General features: G+C 71.3%; 18 protein-coding genes and 1 pseudogene. 14 read left to right on the plus strand and 5 right to left on the minus strand.

The genetic code is table 11. The features are described from left to right. The first annotated feature begins 136 nt into the window (after positions 1-136). Positions 137-1,672, plus strand: coding sequence for a phytoene desaturase family protein (locus AC4IJH_RS26695; protein ID WP_490854408.1), 1,536 nt, complete (start codon positions 137-139; stop codon positions 1,670-1,672). A 45-nt stretch (positions 1,673-1,717) separates the two neighbouring features. Here AC4IJH_RS26695 and AC4IJH_RS26700 read toward each other — a convergent pair whose 3' ends face one another. The 3 genes from AC4IJH_RS26700 to AC4IJH_RS26710 all read right to left on the minus strand — a co-directional run bounded on the left by AC4IJH_RS26700 (position 1,718) and on the right by AC4IJH_RS26710 (position 3,871). Beyond that, positions 1,718-2,056 carry an ArsR/SmtB family transcription factor gene (locus AC4IJH_RS26700; protein WP_490854409.1) on the minus strand — a complete coding sequence of 113 codons (339 nt, stop codon included), beginning with the start codon at positions 2,054-2,056 and terminating at the stop codon, positions 1,718-1,720. 55 nt (positions 2,057-2,111) lie between these two features. After that, entirely contained in the window at positions 2,112-2,585 is a 474-nt protein-coding gene (locus tag AC4IJH_RS26705) for an SRPBCC family protein (RefSeq protein WP_490854410.1), read from the minus strand. Positions 2,586-2,686: 101 nt separating this feature from the next. Beyond that, positions 2,687-3,871 carry an NAD(P)-binding protein gene (locus AC4IJH_RS26710; RefSeq protein ID WP_490854411.1) on the minus strand — a complete coding sequence of 395 codons (1,185 nt, stop codon included), beginning with the start codon at positions 3,869-3,871 and terminating at the stop codon, positions 2,687-2,689. Positions 3,872-4,098: 227 nt separating this feature from the next. On the opposite strand from AC4IJH_RS26710, the gene AC4IJH_RS26715 reads away from it, so the two are divergent. From AC4IJH_RS26715 to AC4IJH_RS26725, 3 genes are all read left to right on the plus strand, one after another. Beyond that, positions 4,099-5,202: an NAD(P)H-dependent flavin oxidoreductase gene (locus AC4IJH_RS26715; RefSeq protein ID WP_490854412.1), complete on the plus strand. Its 1,104-nt coding sequence runs from the start codon at positions 4,099-4,101 to the stop codon at positions 5,200-5,202. A 37-nt stretch (positions 5,203-5,239) separates the two neighbouring features. Then, positions 5,240-6,790 (plus strand): acyl-CoA synthetase, encoded by a 1,551-nt coding sequence (locus AC4IJH_RS26720; protein ID WP_490854413.1) that lies wholly within the window; start codon positions 5,240-5,242, stop codon positions 6,788-6,790. Between the two features lie 236 nt (positions 6,791-7,026). After that, positions 7,027-7,707, plus strand: coding sequence for a DNA alkylation repair protein (locus tag AC4IJH_RS26725; protein WP_490854414.1), 681 nt, complete (start codon positions 7,027-7,029; stop codon positions 7,705-7,707). Positions 7,708-7,737: 30 nt separating this feature from the next. Here the strand turns inward: AC4IJH_RS26725 and AC4IJH_RS26730 are convergent, their stop codons facing one another. Beyond that, entirely contained in the window at positions 7,738-8,589 is an 852-nt protein-coding gene (locus AC4IJH_RS26730; protein ID WP_490854415.1) for a LysR family transcriptional regulator, read from the minus strand. An 80-nt stretch (positions 8,590-8,669) separates the two neighbouring features. On the opposite strand from AC4IJH_RS26730, the pseudogene AC4IJH_RS26735 reads away from it, so the two are divergent. From AC4IJH_RS26735 to AC4IJH_RS26750, 4 genes and pseudogenes are all read left to right on the plus strand, one after another. Beyond that, positions 8,670-8,837: pseudogene (locus AC4IJH_RS26735) on the plus strand (cupin domain-containing protein); the annotation flags it as partial. 132 nt (positions 8,838-8,969) lie between these two features. Beyond that, a complete protein-coding gene (locus AC4IJH_RS26740) occupies positions 8,970-9,332 on the plus strand; it encodes a DoxX family protein (RefSeq protein WP_490854416.1) in 363 nt (120 codons plus the stop codon). A 201-nt stretch (positions 9,333-9,533) separates the two neighbouring features. Next, the gene (locus AC4IJH_RS26745) at positions 9,534-11,084 is read left to right on the plus strand and encodes a fatty acyl-CoA synthetase (protein WP_490854417.1); all 1,551 of its coding nucleotides are present in this window, start codon (positions 9,534-9,536) and stop codon (positions 11,082-11,084) included. A gap of 381 nt (positions 11,085-11,465) precedes the next feature. Then, on the plus strand, positions 11,466-12,263 hold the full coding sequence (locus tag AC4IJH_RS26750; RefSeq protein WP_490854418.1) for a VOC family protein: 798 nt from the start codon (positions 11,466-11,468) through the stop codon (positions 12,261-12,263). 116 nt (positions 12,264-12,379) lie between these two features. Here AC4IJH_RS26750 and paaK read toward each other — a convergent pair whose 3' ends face one another. Beyond that, complete coding sequence (gene paaK / locus AC4IJH_RS26755; RefSeq protein WP_490854419.1) at positions 12,380-13,672, minus strand: phenylacetate--CoA ligase PaaK; 1,293 nt, start codon at positions 13,670-13,672, stop codon at positions 12,380-12,382. Positions 13,673-13,831: 159 nt separating this feature from the next. Between paaK and AC4IJH_RS26760 the strand changes: the two genes are divergently transcribed. From AC4IJH_RS26760 to AC4IJH_RS26785, 6 genes are all read left to right on the plus strand, one after another. Next, entirely contained in the window at positions 13,832-14,557 is a 726-nt protein-coding gene (locus AC4IJH_RS26760; RefSeq protein WP_490854460.1) for an alpha/beta fold hydrolase, read from the plus strand. Between the two features lie 308 nt (positions 14,558-14,865). After that, positions 14,866-16,473 (plus strand): NACHT N-terminal helical domain 7-containing protein, encoded by a 1,608-nt coding sequence (locus AC4IJH_RS26765; RefSeq protein WP_490854420.1) that lies wholly within the window; start codon positions 14,866-14,868, stop codon positions 16,471-16,473. A gap of 48 nt (positions 16,474-16,521) precedes the next feature. Continuing rightward, the gene (locus AC4IJH_RS26770) at positions 16,522-17,091 is read left to right on the plus strand and encodes a TetR/AcrR family transcriptional regulator (protein ID WP_490854421.1); all 570 of its coding nucleotides are present in this window, start codon (positions 16,522-16,524) and stop codon (positions 17,089-17,091) included. Between the two features lie 181 nt (positions 17,092-17,272). After that, a complete protein-coding gene (locus tag AC4IJH_RS26775; protein ID WP_490854422.1) occupies positions 17,273-18,490 on the plus strand; it encodes a GDSL-type esterase/lipase family protein in 1,218 nt (405 codons plus the stop codon). Between the two features lie 166 nt (positions 18,491-18,656). Then, entirely contained in the window at positions 18,657-19,340 is a 684-nt protein-coding gene (locus AC4IJH_RS26780; protein ID WP_490854423.1) for a class I SAM-dependent methyltransferase, read from the plus strand. Between the two features lie 65 nt (positions 19,341-19,405). Continuing rightward, positions 19,406-20,038, plus strand: coding sequence for a chorismate mutase (locus AC4IJH_RS26785; RefSeq protein WP_490854424.1), 633 nt, complete (start codon positions 19,406-19,408; stop codon positions 20,036-20,038). The last annotated feature ends 12 nt before the right edge of the window (positions 20,039-20,050 follow it).

The raw sequence follows: 20,050 nt of genomic DNA on the forward strand, positions 1-20,050 counted from the left end.
GCCGTCCGCGTACGCTCGCCCCTCCGGCCCTGCCGTCCGCGTACGCTCGCCCCTCCGGCCCTGCCGTCCGCGTACGCCCGCCCCTCCGGCCCGGTCGCCACCTGGCCCGCGCCGATCACTCGTGCTACCAAGAAACATGCCGCAACGGACTTCGTACGACGTGGTCATCGTCGGAGGCGGGCACAACGGCCTGGTCGCCGCCGCCTACCTGGCGCGCGCAGGTCGCCGCGTGCTCGTACTGGAACGCCTCGGCCCCGTCGGCGGCGCCGCCGTCTCCACCCGCGCCTTCGCCGGGCTGGACGCGCGGCTGTCGCGCTACTCCTACCTCGTCAGCCTGCTGCCCGCGAAGATCGTCGAGGAGCTCGGGCTGCGCTTCGCCGTCCGTAAACGCAACGTCTCCTCCTACACCCCCACCGTGCGCGCCGGGCGCGCCACCGGGCTCCTGGTGGGCGGCGACGAGGCGGCCACCCGCCGCTCCTTCGCCGAACTGACCGGAGGAGAGCGGGAGTTCGCGGCCTGGCAGCGGTTCTACGGCATGACCCGCCAGGTCGCCGAGCGCGTCTTCCCCACCCTCACCGAGCCGCTGCCCACCCGCGACGAACTGCGCGCCCGGGTGGCCGACGAGGCGGCCTGGCAGACGCTGTTCGAGCGGCCGCTCGGCGAGAGCGTCGAGGCGGCCTTCGCCGACGACCTCGTACGCGGCGTGGTCCTCACCGACGCGCTCATCGGTACCTTCGCCACCGCCCACGACCCCACGCTCCGGCAGAACCGCTGCTTCCTCTACCACGTCATCGGCGGCGGCACCGGCGACTGGGACGTCCCCGTCGGCGGCATGGGCGCCCTCACCGACGCACTGGCCGGCGCCGCCCGTGCGGCCGGGGCCCGCATCGTCACCGACTGCGAGGTGACGGCGATCGCCACCGACGGCACCGCGGCCGAAGTCACCTGCGAGCAGGGCGTGTTCGGAGCCCGGCACGTGCTGGTGAACGCCGCGCCCACGGAACTCGCGCGGCTGCTGGGGGAGGAGCACACCCCCGTGGAAGGGGCGCAGCTGAAGGTGAACATGCTGCTGACCCGCCTGCCGCGGCTGCGCGATACGCGGGTGGACCCGCGCGCGGCGTTCTCCGGCACCTTCCATGTCGCCGAGGGGTACGAGGAGTTGGAGACCGCCTACCGGCAGGCGGCGGCCGGAACCCTGCCCGCCGCCCCGCCGTCGGAGATCTACTGCCACTCCCTGACCGACCCCTCCATCCTCGGCCCCGACCTGGTCCGCCGCGGCTACCAGACCCTGACCCTGTTCGGCCTGCACACCCCCGCCCGGCTCTTCACCGACGACAACGACGCGGCCCGCCGGGCACTGCTCGCGGCCACCCTGGAGCAGGTGGACGCCCACCTCGCCGAGCCACTGGCCGACTGCCTGGCACGGGACGCGGACGGCAGGCCGTGCATCGAGGCCAAGAGCCCTCTGGACCTGGAGCGCGACCTCAGACTGCCCGGCGGCAACATCTTCCACCGCGAACTGGCCTTCCCCTACGCCCAGGAAGGCGCGGGCCGCTGGGGTGTGGCGACCGCCCACCCCAACGTCCTGCTGTGCGGGGCGGGCGCGGTGCGCGGCGGCGGGGTGAGCGGGGTGCCGGGGCACAATGCGGCGATGGCGGTGCTGGAGGCCTGATTGCTCAGGGCGGGCCTGCCGGCCGGGCCGTGCGTACGCGCCGCCCTACCCCTGCGCCTCGCCCTCGGCCAGCCTCCGGATCGCTCCCAGACGGGCGTCCCAAGCGGCCGCCACCTCCGTCATCCAGCGCGCGGTGGCCGTCAGCCGCCCCGGCTCGACGCGGTAGCGCCGCTCGCGGCCGCTGCGCCAACTGCTGACCAGCCCAGTCCGCTCCAGTACGGACAGGTGCTGGACGATGGCCTGCCGGCTGACCGGCAGGGCCTGGGCAAGCAGGGTCGCGGTGGCCTCGCCGCGGGCGGCGAGGCCGTCCAGGACCCGGCGCCGCATCGGGTCGGCCAGCGCGGCCAGGACCTCGTCGATGCCTGTCTGGTCGAGTTCGCTCATGTCCCGTCGAGGATACGGTCGGGGGTCTGCGGGGCTGTCCGGCGGGTCGGGCCGCTCACCCGGCGGACTGTTCGGCGAGCCGGGCCATCCCCTCCAGGGTCTCCGGCCAGCCGCCCGAGTGGCTCTCGTAGGAGGCGTTCGCGCGGCGCTCCGGCGGGATCGGCACGGTGGCGAAGCCGCTCTCGCAGAACGCGAGGTGGGTGCCGCCGTCCCGCTCGGTGAGGGTGAACTCCACCAGCGTCGCGTTGCTCTCGTCGGCCTCCTGGCCCGGGTAGCCGCTGGCCCACAGGTAGGAGAAGTGGTGGGGCCGGTCCGCCTTCACGATCCTGGTGCGGAAGAGGCCGTACTCGCCGTGGTCCAGGACCATGATCCCGCCCGGCCGCAGATCGATCTCGGCGGGCCCGCCGGGGCTGAACCACTCGCTCACGTGGCCGGGCTCGGTGAGCACCGCCCAGACGCGCTCGATGGGAGCGGCGATGGTCAGCTCGCGCTCGATCCGGTCCGGGGTCGCGTTCTTGTCCGCCGACATGACGGCCTCCAAGGCTCGTAGACGTCGCACGCACCTCACGTGCAAGTCCAGGTTTGCACGTGCATCCGTGACCCGCAAGTGAAGGCTTGCGCGTGGCGGCTCTACGGTCGCGGCCCGGCGCTGCGCACGGAGGAGCGCCCGGCCGCCGCCCGTACGGCCTCGCGCGCCGCCCGCACCGCGCTGTTCACGGAGATCTCGCCGCGCATCCCCGGCGCCGCCACCATGTCGCCCGCCAGGAACACCCCGTCGCCGCGGTCGATCGCGGGGCGGTCCCGCCAGGTCCGGCCGGGCAGGTCCAGCGCCCCGGTCCGGCCGCGCGCGGTCCCGCTCCGCTGCCAGGTCACCCGCTCCCGCCAGCCCGGCACGGTCAGGTCGGCGAAGGCGTCGAGCCGCTGCCGGGCCGCCGCCGTGCTCTCCCCTTCCCGTACGGGCATGTCGAGCTGGAACAGCGACTGCCCCGGCGGCGCGACGGTCGGGTCCTGCGTCGAATAGCTCTCGTGGAAGCCGCCCTCGTCCAGATCGAAGGCGACGAACCGGTCGCGCGCCCCCGCCCGTACGGCCAGATCCAGCAGGACGCAGTGGCCGCTCTCCCAGCGCAGCGAGCCGTCGCCCAGCAGCGCGCGGGCCGAGGACAGCTCGGTCGCCACGATCGTGACGGTGGACGGCAGTTCGGTGATCCGGGACTTCGTCTCGATGCGTACGCCCAGCTGCCGGGCCCGTACCTCCAGCCGGTCCAGCACGCTCTGCCAGCCGCCGACGACCCAGCGCACGGCGGGCGGCTTGGGGGCGAAGACGCGGCGGAACAGGTCCCAGACGAACGCGGCGGACAGGCGCCCGGTGTCCGCGTCGTAGGTGGCGACGGCGATGGCGTTGGCGGCCGCCCGCGCGGCTTCCTCCCCGAAGTGCCGGGAGGCCCAGGTACCGAAGTCCTCGTCCACGGGAGCGGTGCGGCGCCGTCCCGTCGTGGCCATCCGCCAGAAGCCCGCGGGCGCACGCAGGCCGAGCCGGCCCTCCTGCCGGAGTCCGACCCGCCGGGCGTCGCGCAGCGCGGGCCTGCCCAGCTCGCCGACCAGGCCGCGCCGGGCCAGCCAGGTCCAGTGCGGCCCGTCGGCGTAGAAGACGTGCGGCCCCTCGTGGGCCACGTACGGGGCGGCGGTGCCCCGGCTCCGCCCGCCCAGCGTGGCGTGCGCCTCGTGCAGGGTGACGGCCGCGCCCGCCTCCGCGCAGGCGATGGCGGCCACCAGCCCGGCCAGCCCGCCGCCGATCACCGTGATCTCGTTGCCCATCGTGCCCTCCGTGTTCTCCCGTTTCGCCGCGTTCTCTGCGGTCTCCGCGGTCTCCGTGTCGCGTCGGTGGTGCTCTGGCTCTACGGACGGATGGGGCGCGCGGGAATGTGACACCACAGGGGAACGGTCCCGATCGGCACCGGCCACTGCCCGCACCACAGGCAAAAACCTGACGCCACATCAGAAAATCTCTTCCCTCGTAGGCGCCGCTGCGGCATCCTGCGCCCATGCGGACTCAGCTGAGCAGTCAACTCGGGGTCGAACACGCCGTGTTCGGGTTCACGCCGTTCCCCGCGGTGGCCGCGGCGATCAGCAGGGCGGGCGGATTCGGGGTGCTCGGCGCCGTCCGGTACACGGCCGCCGGCGATCTGGCGCGCGACCTGGACTGGATGCAGGAGCACACCGACGGCATGCCGTACGGGCTGGACGTGGTGATGCCCGCCAAGAAGGTCGAGGGCGTCACCGAAGCGGACATCGAGGCGATGATCCCCGAGGGGCACCGCCAGTTCGTACGCGAGACGCTGGCCAAACACGGCGTGCCCGAACTCCCCGAGGGCGAGGCCTGCGGCTGGCGGATCACCGGCTGGATGGAGCAGGTCGCCCGCTCCCAGCTGGACGTGGCCTTCGACTACCCCATCAAACTGCTGGCCAACGCACTCGGCCCGCCACCCGCCGACGTCGTCGCACGCGCCCACGAGCGCGGCATCCTCGTCGCCGCCCTGGCCGGCAGCCCCCGGCACGCCCGCCACCACAAGGACGCCGGCATCGACATCGTCGTCGCCCAGGGGTACGAGGCCGGCGGCCACACCGGCGAGATCGCCACGATGGTGCTCACCCCCGAGGTCGTACGCGCCGTCGACCCACTGCCCGTCCTGGCCGCCGGCGGCATCGGCACCGGCGAACAGATCGCCGCGGGGCTGGCGCTGGGCGCCCAGGGCGTCTGGCTGGGCTCCATCTGGCTCACCACCCTGGAGGCTGAACTCCACTCCCGCAGACTCACCCGGAAACTGCTGGCGGCAGGACCCGGCGACACCGTGCGCTCCCGCGCCCTGACCGGCAAACCCGCCCGCCAGCTGCGCACCGAGTGGACCGACGCCTGGGACGACCCGGCGGGGCCCGGACCGCTGCCCATGCCACTGCAGGGCCTGCTGGTCGCCGAGGCCAACTCCCGTATCCAGAAGTACGAGGTCGAGCCGCTGCTGGGCACCCCCGTCGGCCAGATCGTCGGCCGGATGAACACCGAGCGCAGCGTCCAGGCCGTCTTCGACGACCTCACCCGCGGCTTCGAGCGCGCCGTCGACCGCCTCACCCGCATCGCGGGACGCGCCTGAGACACCCGCCCCCGAGGCCCCGAGGAGGAGCCACGCCATGCCGCAACCCCCCAACGGCTTCTGGGCCCAGGCCGCCGCCGACCCGCAGCGTACGGTCCTGATCGCCCCGGACGGCGAGGAGTGGACCGCGGGCCGGCTGCACGCCGCCTGCAACCGCCTCGTGCACGGACTGCGCGCCGCGGGGCTGCAGCGCGGCGACGCCTTCGCCGTCGTCCTGCCCAACTCGGTGGAGTTCTTCACCGCCCACCTGGCCGCCTCCCAGGCCGGGCTCTACCTCGTCCCCGTCAACCACCACCTGGTCGGCCCGGAGATCGCCTGGATCGTGCGGGACTCCGGCGCCAAGGTGCTCATCACCCACGAACGGTTCGCCGAGGCGGCCCGCGCCGCCGCCGACGAAGCGGGCCTGCCCACCACCCACCGCTACGCGGTCGGACCCGCCGAAGGCTTCCGCCCGTACACCCAACTCCTGGACCAGCAGCCCGAGTCGGCGCCCGCGGACCGCACCCTGGGCTGGGTGATGAACTACACCTCAGGGACCACCGGCCGACCGCGCGGCATCCGCCGGCCACTGACCGGCACACTCCCCGAGGAGACCTACCTGGGCGGCTTCCTCGCCATCTTCGGCATCAAGCCCTTCGACGACAACGTCCACCTGGTCTGCTCGCCGCTCTACCACACCGCCGTACTCCAATTCGCCGCCGCCTCCCTGCACATCGGGCACCGGCTGGTCCTGATGGACAAGTGGACGCCGCAGGAGATGCTGCGCCTGATCGCGACGTACCGCTGCACCCACACCCACATGGTCCCCACCCAGTTCCACCGACTGCTCGCCCTGCCCGAGCAGACCCGCGCCGCATACGACGTCTCCTCCATGCGGCACGCCATCCACGGCGCCGCACCCTGCCCCGAACACGTCAAACGAGCGATGATCGACTGGTGGGGGAACTGCGTGGAGGAGTACTACGCCGCGAGCGAGGGCGGCGGCGCATTCGCCACCGCCGCCGACTGGCTCAAGAAGCCCGGCACGGTCGGCAAAGCCTGGCCCATCAGCGAACTCGCCGTCTTCGACGACGACGGCAACCGCCTTCCCCCGGGCGAAGTCGGCACCGTCTACATGAAAATGACCACCGGCGGCTTCAGCTACCACAAAGACGAATCCAAGACCCGAAAAAACCGCATCGGCGACTTCTTCACCGTCGGCGACCTCGGCCACCTCGACGCGGACGGCTACCTCTTCCTCCACGACCGCAAAATCGACCTCATCATCTCCGGCGGCGTCAATATCTACCCCGCCGAAATAGAATCCGCCCTCCTCTCCCACCCCGCCGTAGCCGACGCCGCGGCCTTCGGCATCCCCCACGACGACTGGGGCGAGGAGATCAAAGCAGTCATCGAACCCGCCGAGGGCCACGACCCGGGCCCCGCCCTGGCCGAAGAAATCCTCACCCACTGCGCGACCCAACTCGCCCCCTACAAGCGTCCCAAGTCCATCGACTTCGTGCCCGCCCTGCCCCGCGACCCCAACGGCAAGCTCTACAAGCGCACCCTGCGCGCACCCTATTGGGAGGGGCGGGAGCGCGCTGTCTGACGCGGGCGGGGGAGCGCGGCCGACGCGCTCCTCGATTACGAGCGGACCTCCATAGGCGTACCTCCCGGCGGAAAACCCGGCCGAGAGAGTTCACACGGGCCACCTCGACCATGCCAATCATGGAATCCGGCCACTGCGGATCGGTGGGACCCCGGATTCGGCCAGCGGCAGCGCCGAGAATTGCTCCGATTTCCGTCGTAGGCTGAAACTCGCCCGTGACGGACAGGAGGCTAGAGGTGGCCGAAACCGTGTTGACCGAGGTGCTGGCCGAGCTGGCCGAGCTCGACGACCCGAAGACACGCAAGGTGAACGAGAAACACGGTGACGATCACGGTGTGAACCTCGGCAAGCTGCGCGCGCTCGCTAAGCGGCTCAAGACGCAGCAGGACCTCGCGCGGCAGCTCTGGGCGACGGACGACACCGCGGCGCGACTCCTCGCACTCCTGATCTGCCGCCCGAAGGCATTCGAGCAAGACGAGCTGGACGCCATGTTGCGCGAGGCACGCACCCCCAAGGTGCACGACTGGCTCGTGAACTATGTCGTGAAGAAGAATCCGCACGCGGAAGAACTGCGCTTGGCCTGGACCGCCGACCCGGATCCCGTGGTCGCGAGTGCCGGCTGGGCGCTGACCACCGAACGCGTGGCGAAGAAGCCCGAGGGCCTCGACCTCGCCGGACTGCTCGACACCATCGAGGCCGAGATGAAAGACGCCCCCGATCGTCTGCAATGGGCGATGAACCACTGCCTGGCTCAGATCGGCATCGAACACGCCGAGTACCGCGCCCGTGCCCTCGACATCGGCGAGCGCCTGGAGGTTCTCAAGGACTACCCGACACCCCCGGGCTGCACGTCTCCGTACGCGCCCGTCTGGATCTCCGAGATGGTGCGACGGCAGCACGACAAGACGGGGGCTTGAGCGGCGGTAGCTCGTCGCCTCGGCAGGCGCTCAGCCTCGATAGGCGGCACCTGCGAGCTGGACGAACGAGCGGATCAACGGATTCGTATCGCCCTCGTTCCATGCCACCACGGCGCGGCTCGGCGGCATGTCGATCAGCGGCACCACCGTGAGCCCCTCCGCCGCCTCATGATCCAGGAGCGTCATGCCGACCGTGCCGTTCCACAGCACGGCTTGCTGGCATTCCACTACGGCACGCACCACAGGACCCTCGCGAGGCTCCCCGCCACTCCAGTACGCCTGCCAGAGGGGGTCGGTGCCCTCAGGGAAGACGAACCAGCGACGGTCCGCCAGGTCTGCCAGCTTCAGGCTGTCGTGGCAGGCCAGCGGATCATCGGCGCGCAGTAGCGCGCCCACCGGGTCGGCGCGCAGCTCCCGCACGGTCAGACCGGTCTCGTCGAACGGCGCACGGGACAAGGCGACATCGACCAGTCCGGCGTGCAGCCCACAGGTGGGATCGGTCAGACCGGTCTCGCGGATGTGCACCTCAACGCCCGGGTGCCGCCTACGGTAGGCGCCCGCCAGCCGGATCGCGGCCGGGTCGGTGCTGTCCCCCAGGATGCCGACGGTGATGCTCGTGGCACCGGCCGCCGCGGCCACGCGTACCCGTACCCGGTCCGCGTGGTCGAGCAGGGCGCGCGCCTCGTCGAGCAGCACCGCCCCCACCGGCGTGAGCGCGACACCCGTGGACGACCGGTCGAACAGCGCGGCGCCGACCTCGTTCTCCAACTGCTTGATCGCCCGGCTCAGTGGCGGCTGACTCATATGTAGCCGGGCGGCGGCCCGGCCGAAGTGGAGTTCCTCGGCGACCGCCACGAAATAGCGCATCGTGCGTAGCTCCATGCTGCGACGATACCCGCGCGGTATCGGCGTCACAGAAGGGGTCTTGGACGGCCGCAGTGCCCTGGCAGTGGAATCGCAGCATGACCGACGAACCGAAAACCAGTGAGCCGATCGCCGCCCCCGCCGTATCGGTGGTCGGCCCGGGCGACGGCGAGACGATCGTCCTGGGCACCACGCGACTGCGCGTCCTCGAAGACGGCAGCACCACCGGGCACCGCCTCGGAATCGCCGAGTCCGCCATCGAGCCCGCCATCGAGCCCGCCACCGACTTCGGCTGAAGGCCGGGAGGACGACACCGCCCGGCTGTCCGTACCGCCGCATCCGTCTCGGCCGAGGGCCCCGATGGAGCCCCCTACAACTCATCACCATGGACGGGAATCTTGAACGTCGCCTATTGGATCGTTGCCGGCCCGCTTGCCCTCTTCTACCTCTACGGGGGCGGAGTGAAGGTGGTCCGGAGCCGCGAGCAGCTCAGGCCGATGATGGCCTGGGTGGACAGCACCCCACTGCCGGCCATCAGGGCCATCGGGGCGATCGAAGTGCTCGGCGCGATCGGGCTGATCCTCCCGCCGCTGACCTGCCTCGCGCCCTGGCTGGCCCTGGCCGCGGCCGTCGGCTTCGTGCTCCTGCAGATCGGCGCGACCAAGGTCCACCTGAGCCGTGGAGACCGCCACATCGCCCTCAACATCACGCTCATGGTCGCGGCGGCCGTGACCGTCTGGCTGGCGACGACATGGCTGTGACGTGAGGCAGGTCTACGACGGCGTGAGGCAGGGCTACGACCCATGAGGTCGAACTCGCGCAGACGGGGCGCCGGGTGGGGACGGCGCCGTGTGACGTGCGGTGGGCAAGGGGCAGCAGCTCGCCGTTCACGGCTCCGGCGGCGGGGCCGACAGCCAGGTGGTGCCCTTGACCACGGCGGAGGCGGGCCCCAGGATCACGCCATGACGGGAGTACGGGGCAGTACGGTCGACGGGATCCTGCGACGGAGCGCGAGCCGGACGCCCGGTGGGCGGGCCGTCGACTTCGGTGAGCGATCCTGGACGTACCGGGAGTTGGACGAGGCGGTGACCGAGGCCGCCGCGCACCTGCTGGACGGCGGGCTGCGGGCCGGGGACCGGGTCGCGACGTACGGGCACAACTCCGACGCGTATCTGATCGCCTTTCTGGCGTGCTCGCGCGCGGGGCTGGTGCACGTACCCGTCAACCACCACCTCACCGGCGACGACCTGCGCTACATCCTCGAACAGTCCGGCAGCTCGCTGGTCCTCGCCGACCCCCAACTGGCCCACCACATACCGCAGTCCGTACGCACCGAACCACTGCGCGATGCCGCCGACGCGCTACTGGAGCGGGCGCGCGGGCGCCGCCCGGGCGCGGCGAACCTCTGCGCCGACGCACGCGACGACATCGAGGTGGTCCAACTCCTCTACACCTCGGGCACCACGGCACTGCCCAAAGGCGCGATGATGACCCACCGCGCGCTGATCCACGAGTACGCCAGCGCCATCGCCGCCCTGGACCTGAAGGCCACCGACCGTCCGGTGCACGCCCTGCCGCTGTACCACTCCGCGCAGATGCACGTCTTCCTCCTTCCCTATCTCGCGGTCGGCGCGCACAGCACCATCCTGGACGGCCCGGACCCGGACCGGATCTTCGAGCTGGTCGAGGCGGGCCGGGCGGACAGCCTCTTCGCGCCGCCGACCGTGTGGATCGCGCTGTCCCGGCGCCCCGGATTCGCCTCCCACGACCTGAGCGGGCTGCGCAAGGCCTACTACGGCGCCTCGATCATGCCGGTGCCGGTCCTGGAGCGGCTGCGCGCCCGGCTGCCCCAACTGGCCTTCTACAACTGCTTCGGCCAGAGCGAGATCGGGCCGCTGGCCACCGTTCTGGGCCCGGACGAACACGCCGGGCGGATGGAGTCGTGCGGGCGGACCGTGCTGTTCGTAGAGGCCCGGGTGGTGGACGAGAAGGGCGCCGATGTGCCCGACGGGACCACGGGCGAGATTGTCTACCGTTCGCCACAACTGTGCGAGGGCTACTGGGACAAGCCGCAGGAGAGCGCCGAGGCCTTCCGCGACGGCTGGTTCCGCTCGGGCGATCTGGCCGTACGCGACGCCGAGGGCTACTTCACCATCGTCGACCGGGTCAAGGACGTCATCAACTCCGGCGGGGTGCTGGTGGCTTCGCGGCAGGTCGAGGACGTGCTGTACGAGCACCCCGAGGTGGCGGAGGTCGCCGTGATCGGCCTGCCGGACGAGCGCTGGATCGAAGCGGTGACCGCCGTAGTGGTACCACGCGGCGCGCTGCCCGAGCCCGGACCACAAGAGCAGCAACTCGCAGCCGAACTGATCGCCACCGCACGGGAACGACTGGCCCACTTCAAGGCGCCCAAGCGAGTGGTATTCGTGCCGGACCTACCACGCAACGCGAGCGGAAAGATCCTCAAGCGGCTGCTGCGGGATGGTCTGGGCGGGGGAGTGGGCGGGGCCTGAATCGGGGTGATGCCTGACGCAGTCCGGGTCCGGCCTGGCACCGGGCCGTGCCCACTGGCACAGGCGAGCGCTGCCACCACCGCACAACGGCCCACCTCACCAGCACGATTGTCCCGGTCGGCGACAGCGCCAAGACGTCGCCGAGACGTCCAGACCGGCCGTCGGCGCAGATGGCCCTGACCTGTGCGGACACCCCCTGCCGTGCCTGGCCCCGGGCGTCGTGGAGGGCGATTGTCAGTGCCCCCTGCCATGCTGAGAAGTGCCCAGGAAACACGGCTCGTCCACCCTTGGACGGGGGTTCTTCCCGCACCCGCGAGGCCATGGGGAGGGCCGGCGGCACCACGACCATGCGGCACACGACACTCCCGCAAAGGATCTTCGATGCTCACCACCGACTTCGTACCCGGCGCCCCGAACTGGCTCGACCTGGGGACCCCCGACACCGACGCCGCCGTCGCCTTCTACGGATCCGTCTTCGGCTGGGAGTTCCAGTCGGCAGGCCCCGACGCCGGGGGCTACGGCTTCCTCAACCTCGACGGCAAGATGATCGCGGGCATCGGCCCGCTCACCGAGGAGGGCGCGAGCTCCGCCTGGACGCTGTACTTCCACACTCCCGACGCGGACGCGGTCGCCAAGGCGGTGGAGCAGGCGGGCGGTACGGTCCGCGTGCCGCCGGGGGATGTCTTCACCGAGGGGCGGATGGCCCAGTTCACCGACCCCACCGGCGGGAAGTTCGGCGTCTGGCAGCCGCGTGACACCTCCGGCGTCCAGATCGTCAACGCCCCCAACGCCCTCTTCTGGATCGAGCTCTACACCACTGACGCCGCCGCTGCGAAGGACTTCTACGCCCGCGTACTGTCCTGGAAGCTCCAGGAGATGCCCATGGGGGAGGGCATCACCTACACCATCATCACCCCGGCCGACGGCAAGCAGGACTCCGAGCAGGGCGGCATCATGCAGCTCCAGCAGGACAACCTGGACGCCGGTTCGACGTCGGAGTGGCACCCGTACTTCGCGGTGAGCGACTGCGACGCCACCTTCGCCAAGGCCACCGAGAGCGGAGGCACGGCCCTCATCCCGCCGGTAGACGCCGAGGGCATCGGCCGCCTGGCCATGCTCCTGGACCCGTTCGGCGCCCCATTCGCCGTCATCACACCGCCGTGCCCGGAAGTGGGCTGACCGCCGGCAGTCTGAGCTTCGGCGGGCTGACCGCCGTCGGCGTCAGGGCCGTCGGGCTGATGGGCCTTGCCTCAGTGGCTCTTGTTCCGACGGTCTTCGTCCCGTCCTGCGGGCGCTCAGTCCGTGGGGCGGGCGTCGATGATGCGTTTGAGTTTGCCTACGGAGCGTTCCAGGGTTTCCGGGGCGACGATTTCGACGGCTACTGAGACGCCGATGCTGTCCTTGATGGCGCGGGCGATGTGGTCGATGGCTGCTGTGCGGGTTTCGGGGGGTGTGTCCGCTCGTGCTTCGGCTCGTACGGTGAGGTGGTCCATGCGGCCTTCGCGGGTCAGGCGAAGTTGGAAGTGCGGTGCGATGCCTGGGGTGCGGAGGACGATTTCCTCTACCTGGGAGGGGAAGAGGTTCACGCCGCGCAGGATGATCATGTCGTCGCTGCGGCCGGTGATGCGTTCCATGCGGCGGAAGGCGGGGCGTGCGGTTCCCGGCAGCAGGCGGGTCAGGTCGCGGGTGCGGTAGCGGATGACGGGCATGGCCTGCTTGGTGAGGGAGGTGAACACCAGCTCGCCGTGTTCGCCGTCGGGCAGCACCTCGCCGGTGAGGGGGTCGACCACCTCCGGGAAGAAGTGGTCCTCCCATACGTGCAGGCCGTCCTTCGTTTCCACGCACTCCTGCGCGACGCCGGGGCCGATCACTTCCGAGAGGCCGTATATGTCCACGGCGTCCAGGGCGAAGCGTTCCTCGATCTCGCGGCGCATCTCCTGGGTCCAGGGCTCGGCGCCGAAGATGCCGACCTTGAGCGAGGTGGTGCGCGGGTCGATGCCCTGCCGCTCGAACTCGTCCAGGAGAGTGAGGAGATAGGAGGGCGTCACCATGATGACCTCGGGGCGGAAGTCCTGGATGATCTGCACCTGCCGGGCGGTCATGCCGCCGGAGGCCGGGATGACCGTGCAGCCGAGCCGCTCCGCGCCGTAGTGGGCCCCGAGGCCCCCGGTGAACAGCCCGTATCCGTATGCCACATGGACCTTGTGGCCGGGGCGTCCGCCGGCGGCCCGGATCGAGCGGGCCATCACCTCGGCCCAGGTCGACAGGTCGCGCTCGGTGTAGCCGACGACGGTGGGGCGCCCCGTGGTCCCGCTGGAGGCGTGGATCCGCCGCACCTCGTTCTGCGGCACGGCGAACATCCCGAACGGGTAGTTGGCGCGCAGGTCGTCCTTCACCGTGAAGGGGAAGCGCGCCAGGTCGGCCAGCGACCGGCAGTCCTGCGGCCGTACCCCTGCGGCGTCGAAGGCCGTACGGTAGAAGGGGACGTTGGTGTAGGCGTGCTCCAATGAGGCGCGCAGCCGCTCGAGTTGCAGCGCGCGCAGCTCATCGACGCTGAGCCGTTCCGCGGCGTCGAAGGTATCCGGCATGCAGAGTCACCGCCCCGTTCCCAACCGATCATTCGGTAGCTGAGTGCTGGACCAAACAATCAGCGAGCGGCGAACACGTCAAGGGGCCTGGCCGGGAGTGCGTTGGGTACTTACGTGCACATGAGCGAAGATCGGTTTGAGAGCGCTGAGCGCACTGACATGACCCGGAGTGCTGCGTCGGGCGAGGGTCGCGTGGTTCATGAGGTGCACGTCAACGGAGTTCGCCTCGCTTACCGCACCTGGGGCGCTGCCGACGCGCCGCCTGTTCTGCTGCTGCACTGTCTTGGCGCGGATGGGGAGGACTGGCGCGGCGTGGTCGGCCAACTCGCCGCCACACACCGGGTGTACGCGCTGGACCAGCGTGGCCACGGCCTCAGCGACCAGCCGGGGGAGTACTCCTTCGAGAGCTGGCGGGATGATGCCATCGGCTTCCTGGAGGCGCTCGGCCTGGAGCGCGTGACCGTCATTGCCCATTCCCTGGGCGCGATGACCGCGCTGCTGCTGGCCTCTCATCGCCCCGGCTTGGTGGAGCGGCTTGTACTGGAGGAGATGGCGCCGCCGCGTGTGGGCGCCCCGCGGCAGGCCGCGCCCGAGCCGCCGCCCGGTCCTCTCGGCTTCGACTGGCGTGCCAAGCTTGCCGTCGTTGCCCAGCGCAACGATCCGGATCCTGCGTGGTGGTCCGCTCTGTCCGCGATCACCGCTCCGACGTTGGTCATCGGTGGTGGGCCCACGAGCCACATCCCCCAGCCGGATCTCGCCGAAGTGGCCACTGTGATCCCCGACTGCACCCTTCTCACCATTGACGGCGCCGGCCACCTTGTCCACGAGGAGCGTCCTCACGAATTCCTTGATGCCGTACGGACGTTCCTCAACGCTCGTTCGTAGGGGCTGGTCCGGTCGCGGGTGCTGCTGCCGGGCCCCCGCCCGATCACGGATCGGGCGGGGGCCGTCTTGTCCTGCGGCGGGCGACTGAGTGCTCGGCTGGAAGTGGGGGAGTTTTCTCTGCGGGCGCGTTGTGGCCGGTCGCGCAGTCCCCCGCGCCCCTTTGGGGCACGGTCGCGTCGCGCTGGGCTTCGGTGGGGCCGCTGAGGAGGTGGGGTGTCCCCGGGAACACCGTGCCAGGGCACGGGATCCCCCTTTCGCGGTCGTACGCTGCTGGGCTTGGCTCAGACCGTGCGAAACCGGAGGGTGCTGTGGCGAGCGAAGTGACGGATGCGGTGCTGGACTTCTGTGCGGGGCTCCGGCGGCTCGTACAGGGCTGTGGGGTGCAGCGGTCCGTGCTGGCTCGGGAGCTCCGGCGCGGTGAGGCGGCGGTCGATGAGCTCCTCGACGGGCGGCGCGGCACGTTGCCCCCGCTCGATGACGTCCTCCGGATCATCGCCCACTGCCGGGCGCAGACCGACTGCCGGGCGCGCACCGGTGATTTCCCTCCGCCGGGTCCGCCTCTGGACCCGGCCTGGTGGCGTACGCGGCACGCCGTGGCCGAGAGTGCCGCGGTAACGCAGCGCCGCCACCGTGTGCGGACCGACTTCCCCGGTGCCGTCGAGGTGCTGATCGGCGGGCGGGGCGGATTCGAGGGCGTGGCGTACGAGCTGTTGGAGCCGCTGGAGCTGAGTGGGGGCACGGCGGCGGACCTGCGGGGGCTGCTGGATGGATTCGCGGCCAGGGTGCGGGCGAGCCGCGGCACCACCAGGACCGCGTTGCTCTGCGCCGCTGATGTGGTCGTCCTGGTGACGGCGTTCTGTGAAGCCGTCGCCGGGGCCGGAATCGTTCCGGACTCCGAACTCGGCGCGGGGCAGGGGGACATCATCACCGAGGTCCTCGAAGAACTGGGGCGCATCACGCTCGGGTCGGTCCGGGTCCGGGACGCCGCGGAACTCCGTGCGGAGGTCGTCGCCGCCTACGAGGCCGCGGCGGAGATCGTGCACGGTCTGGGGGACCCCCACGGGCACCGCCCGCGTGATCTTGTCGAGCATGCGATGCGCCGGTACGAGGCCCTGCTCGCCGACGTCACCTCCGATTGCCCCGAACTCCGGCTCACCTCCGGGGCGTACGGCACGGATGGGCAGCCGCCCGAGGCGGCGGAATGTTCTGGACTGCGCAGATTCGGGCTGCTGTTGGGGGAGTTCGCCGATCGGGGCCCTGTCCGCCCTATGGCTGCCGCGGGTTATGTGAATCCGGGCTTCCGGGTTGCCGGGCATCCGGTGGGCCGGGAGCTGTCGAGCGACGCCTGGTGGGAGCGGCAGCCGCTGCGTGCGGACATCGACGAGTTCCTCGCGGCGCACCTGCTGACGGACCAGGCCACGCGCTCCCCGCTCCTGGTGTACGGCCACCCCGGCTCCGGCAAGTCCCTGCTGGCCGGGCTGATCGAGGCCCGCCTCCCGGAGGGTGAGTTCTTCTGCCTGCGCGTCGATCTGCGGCGCGTACCGGCGGGCCTGGACGTACAGGAGCAGCTGGAAGCGGCACTCCGCCGGTCGACCGGGCGTCGTAGCGCATGGCCGGACGCCTTCGACCCGGCATCCGAAGCCGTCCGCGTTGTGATCCTGGACGGCTTCGACGCGCTCCTCCCGGTCGGACCCGGTCGCCCCGACACGGCAGAACGGTGGTCCTGCCTCACGGACGTCGAACGCTTCCAGCGCGGCGAGACCGAGGCGGGCCGCCCCACCGCCGTCATCGTCACCAGCCGCACGGTCGTCGCCGACCAGGTCCTGACGCCGGCGTCGAGCACGGCCCTCCGCCTGGAGCCCAGCGGCCGCCCGTGTTCAGCCAGCAGTCCCGAAGAGGCAATCCCATTTGCCTAAAGGCTTTAGGTGAATGCATAATCGACTCAGCTGAAAGGGAGGACGATTATGGTGCGCGTAGGGCTGACCGCGGAGCGCCTGGCGCAGGCGGGGGCGGAGCTGGCGGATGAGGTCGGCTTCGCGCAGGTGACCGTCTCGGAGCTGGCGAGGCGCTTCGGCGTGAAGGTCGCGAGTCTGTACTCGCATGTGAAGAACTCGCGGGACCTGAAGGTCAAGATCGCCCTGCTCGCCCTGGAGGAGCTGGCCGACCGGGGCGCGGCCGCGCTGGCCGGGCGGGCCGGCAAGGACGCCCTCGCCGCCTTGGCCAACGTCTACCGCGACTACGCCCGGGAACACCCCGGCCGCTATGCCGCGACCCAGCTGCGGCTCACCCACGAGCAGGCCGTCGCCAGCGCGGGCGTCAGACACGCGCAGATGACGCGGGCGGTCCTGCGCGGCTACGACCTGACGGAGCCGGACCAGACGCATGCGGTACGGCTGCTGGGCAGCACCTTTCACGGCTACGTCAGCCTGGAACTCGGGGGAGCGTTCAGCCACAGCGCACCCGATACGCAGGAGACCTGGACGCGCATCCTGGACGCCCTCGACGCCACGCTGCGGAACTGGCCCGCGTCCTGACGGGCCTGTGTCCTGGCGGGCCCGCGTCCTGACGAGCCCGTGCCCTGACGGGCCTGTGTCCTGACGGGCCTGTGTCCTGACGGATCCGCCTGCTGATGAGCCCGCGTCTTGGCGGGGCGCGTCCTGATAGGCCCGCACCGTCCACCCCTACCCCACACACATTGATCAACAGGTTGAGGCAATGCACACCGAGCACATACACACCGACGACAGCTGGATCACCACGCCCATCACCGCCGATCTCCTGCGCGGCGCCCTTGACGTCGAGCGCACCGAGCACGGCGTACTGCCGCACCGGCTGCCGGCCTGGGCCCGCGCGCAGTACGCCGACGGGCAGCTGGCCATGGCCGAGTCCCAGCCCTCCGGCGTACGACTGGTCTTCCGCACCGGAGCCACCGCCGTCGAGCTCGACGCGCTGCCGACCAAGCGGGTCTACGTGGGCGCCCCGCCCCGCCCGGACGGCGTGTACGACCTGCTCGTCGACGGCCGTCTGGCCGGTCAGGGCAGCGTGGCGGGTGGCAACACCCTGACCATCGACATGAGCGCCGGAAGCGCCGAGCGCAAGCCCGGACAGCCCGGCACCCTCCGCTTCACCGGCCTGCCGGACGGCAACAAGGACGTCGAGATCTGGCTGCCGCACAACGAGATCACCGAACTCGTCGCGCTGCGTACCAACGCCCCTGTCGAGCCCGCGCGGGACCCGGGCCGCAGGGTGTGGCTGCACCACGGCAGCTCGATCAGCCACGGCTCCGACGCCGCCACGCCCACCACCACCTGGCCCGCGCTCGCCGCGTCCCTCGGCGGTGTTGAGCTGATCAACCTGGGCCTGGGCGGCAGCGCGCTGCTCGACCCGTTCACGGCCCGCACCCTGCGCGACACCCCCGCCGACTTGATCAGCGTCAAGATCGGCATCAACCTGGTCAACGCCGACCTGATGCGCCTGCGCGCCTTCACCCCCGCCATGCACGGCTTCCTCGACACCATTCGCGAAGGCCACCCCACCGCACCGCTGCTGGTCGTCTCGCCCATCCTGTGCCCCATCCACGAAGACACCCCCGGCCCGAGCGCCCCGGACTTCAGCAACTTCAGCAACGGACAACTCCGCTTCCGCGCCATGGGCGACCCGGCGGAACGCGCGAGCGGAAAGCTGACCCTGTCCGTCATACGCGACGAACTGTCCCGGATCGTCTCCCAGCGTTCGGCCGACGACCCCAACCTCCACTACCTCGACGGCCGCACCCTCTACGGCGAGTCCGACTTCGCCCAACTCCCGCTCCCCGACGACCTCCACCCGGACTCCGCCACCCACCGCCGCATCGGCGAACGCTTCGCCGAGCAGCTCTTCACCGCCCAGGGCGCCTTCGCGGACCGTATGGAGGGCAGGGACCGCAGCGCCTGAGACCGGTCCGTCGCGCCGCCCACGTCGGCGCGACGGATCTGCGCGGCTCCCTGATCCCCCGCGGCTCCCTGATCCCCCTCCTGGTCCGGCCCGGTGGCAGGGGCGCTGACAGTCAACGGCCGACCGCGAGGGAACCGGGCGTCGGGGCATCGGCGTCACCCCGGGCATGATCGAGAGGCTCGGGTGGAATCACAACGACTGCTATCACCGGGTGCTGCGGCGGCAGTTGCCCGAGGGCGCGAAGCGGGCGTTGGACATGGGGTGCGGCACCGGCGCGTTCGCGCGGGAGCTGGCGCGTCGGGGGATCGAGGTCGATGCGTACGACCGCTCTCCGGAGCAGCTCGCCGTCGCGCGTGCCACCCGGTACGTGAAGGACAGCGACGCCGCGCCCATCCACTACAGGCAGGCGGATCTGCTGGAGAGCGAGCTGCCGGCCGGCCGCTACGACGTGGTGTCGGCGCTCGCGACGGTCCACCATCTGCCCTTCGGCACCGCGGTCGAGAAGATGCGCGACGCGCTGGCTCCGGGCGGAGTGCTGTTGATTCTCGGCCTGTACCGGGACGCGACCGCCGCCGACTACGCCCTGAGCGCGGCGGCGGTCCTGCCCGAATGGGTGATCGGCGGCGGCTTCCGGGTCCGGCGCGCGCTGCGCGACCGCGGCCGCGCCCCCGCCCCGAGCAGTACGGGGCTCCGCGTCGTCCCCGAGCCGTCCGGGCTCCCCGTTCTGGCCGATCCGCGGATGACCCTCGGACAGATCCGGGCCGAATCGGCGATCCTGTTGCCGGGCCGGACCATCCGCCGCCATCTCTTCTGGCGGTATTCCCTGGTGTACCGGAAGCCGGTCGGCTGACCGCAGTTGCTGCCCACCCTGCGGGCAGCCCGTACGAAGGAGAGCAGAGAGTGGGAGTCGGAAGAGTGTCGTCTCTGTGGCGCTGGGCGGGTGCGAGTGCGGCGGCGACCGTACTGGTCGTGGGTGCGGGCGCAGGCGCGAGTGCCGCTGCTGCGGTGCCCGCGGGCGGGCAGGCGTACGTCGCCACCGCCGAGCGCAGTGGCCCGTACGCTCAACTGCGCCCGCTCGCCGAGCTGTCGGCGCGGCGGCTGGCCACCGCGGATCTCGTCGCCGCGGCCAAGTGGGGCACCGGCAGCCCCATCGACGACCCTGCGCGCGAGCGCCAGGTGCTGGAGGCGGTCGCCGAGCAGGCGCGCCGGGTGGGCGCCGACCCGCAGGAGACGGTACGGATCTTCCGGGACCAGATCGAGGCGAACAAGGTGGTCCAGCGCGGCCTGCACCGCCGCTGGGCCGCGGACCCCTCCCAGGCCCCCACCGAGCGCCCCGACCTCACCAAGGTGCGCGAGGAGATCAACCGCGTCAACACCGCACTCGTCGCCGCCATCGCCCGCTCCGCCCCGGCCCGCTCGGCACCGTACTGCCCGCTCGTGGTGACGGGCGCCGCCGCTCACGTACGCCACGAGCAGCACCTGGACCCCCTGCACAGCGTGGCGCTGGCCCGCGCACTGCGATCGGTGTGCGATAGCGGCGAAGGCTGACCCCGGCTCAGG

Source organism: Streptomyces sp. UF-297, assembly GCF_058245575.1.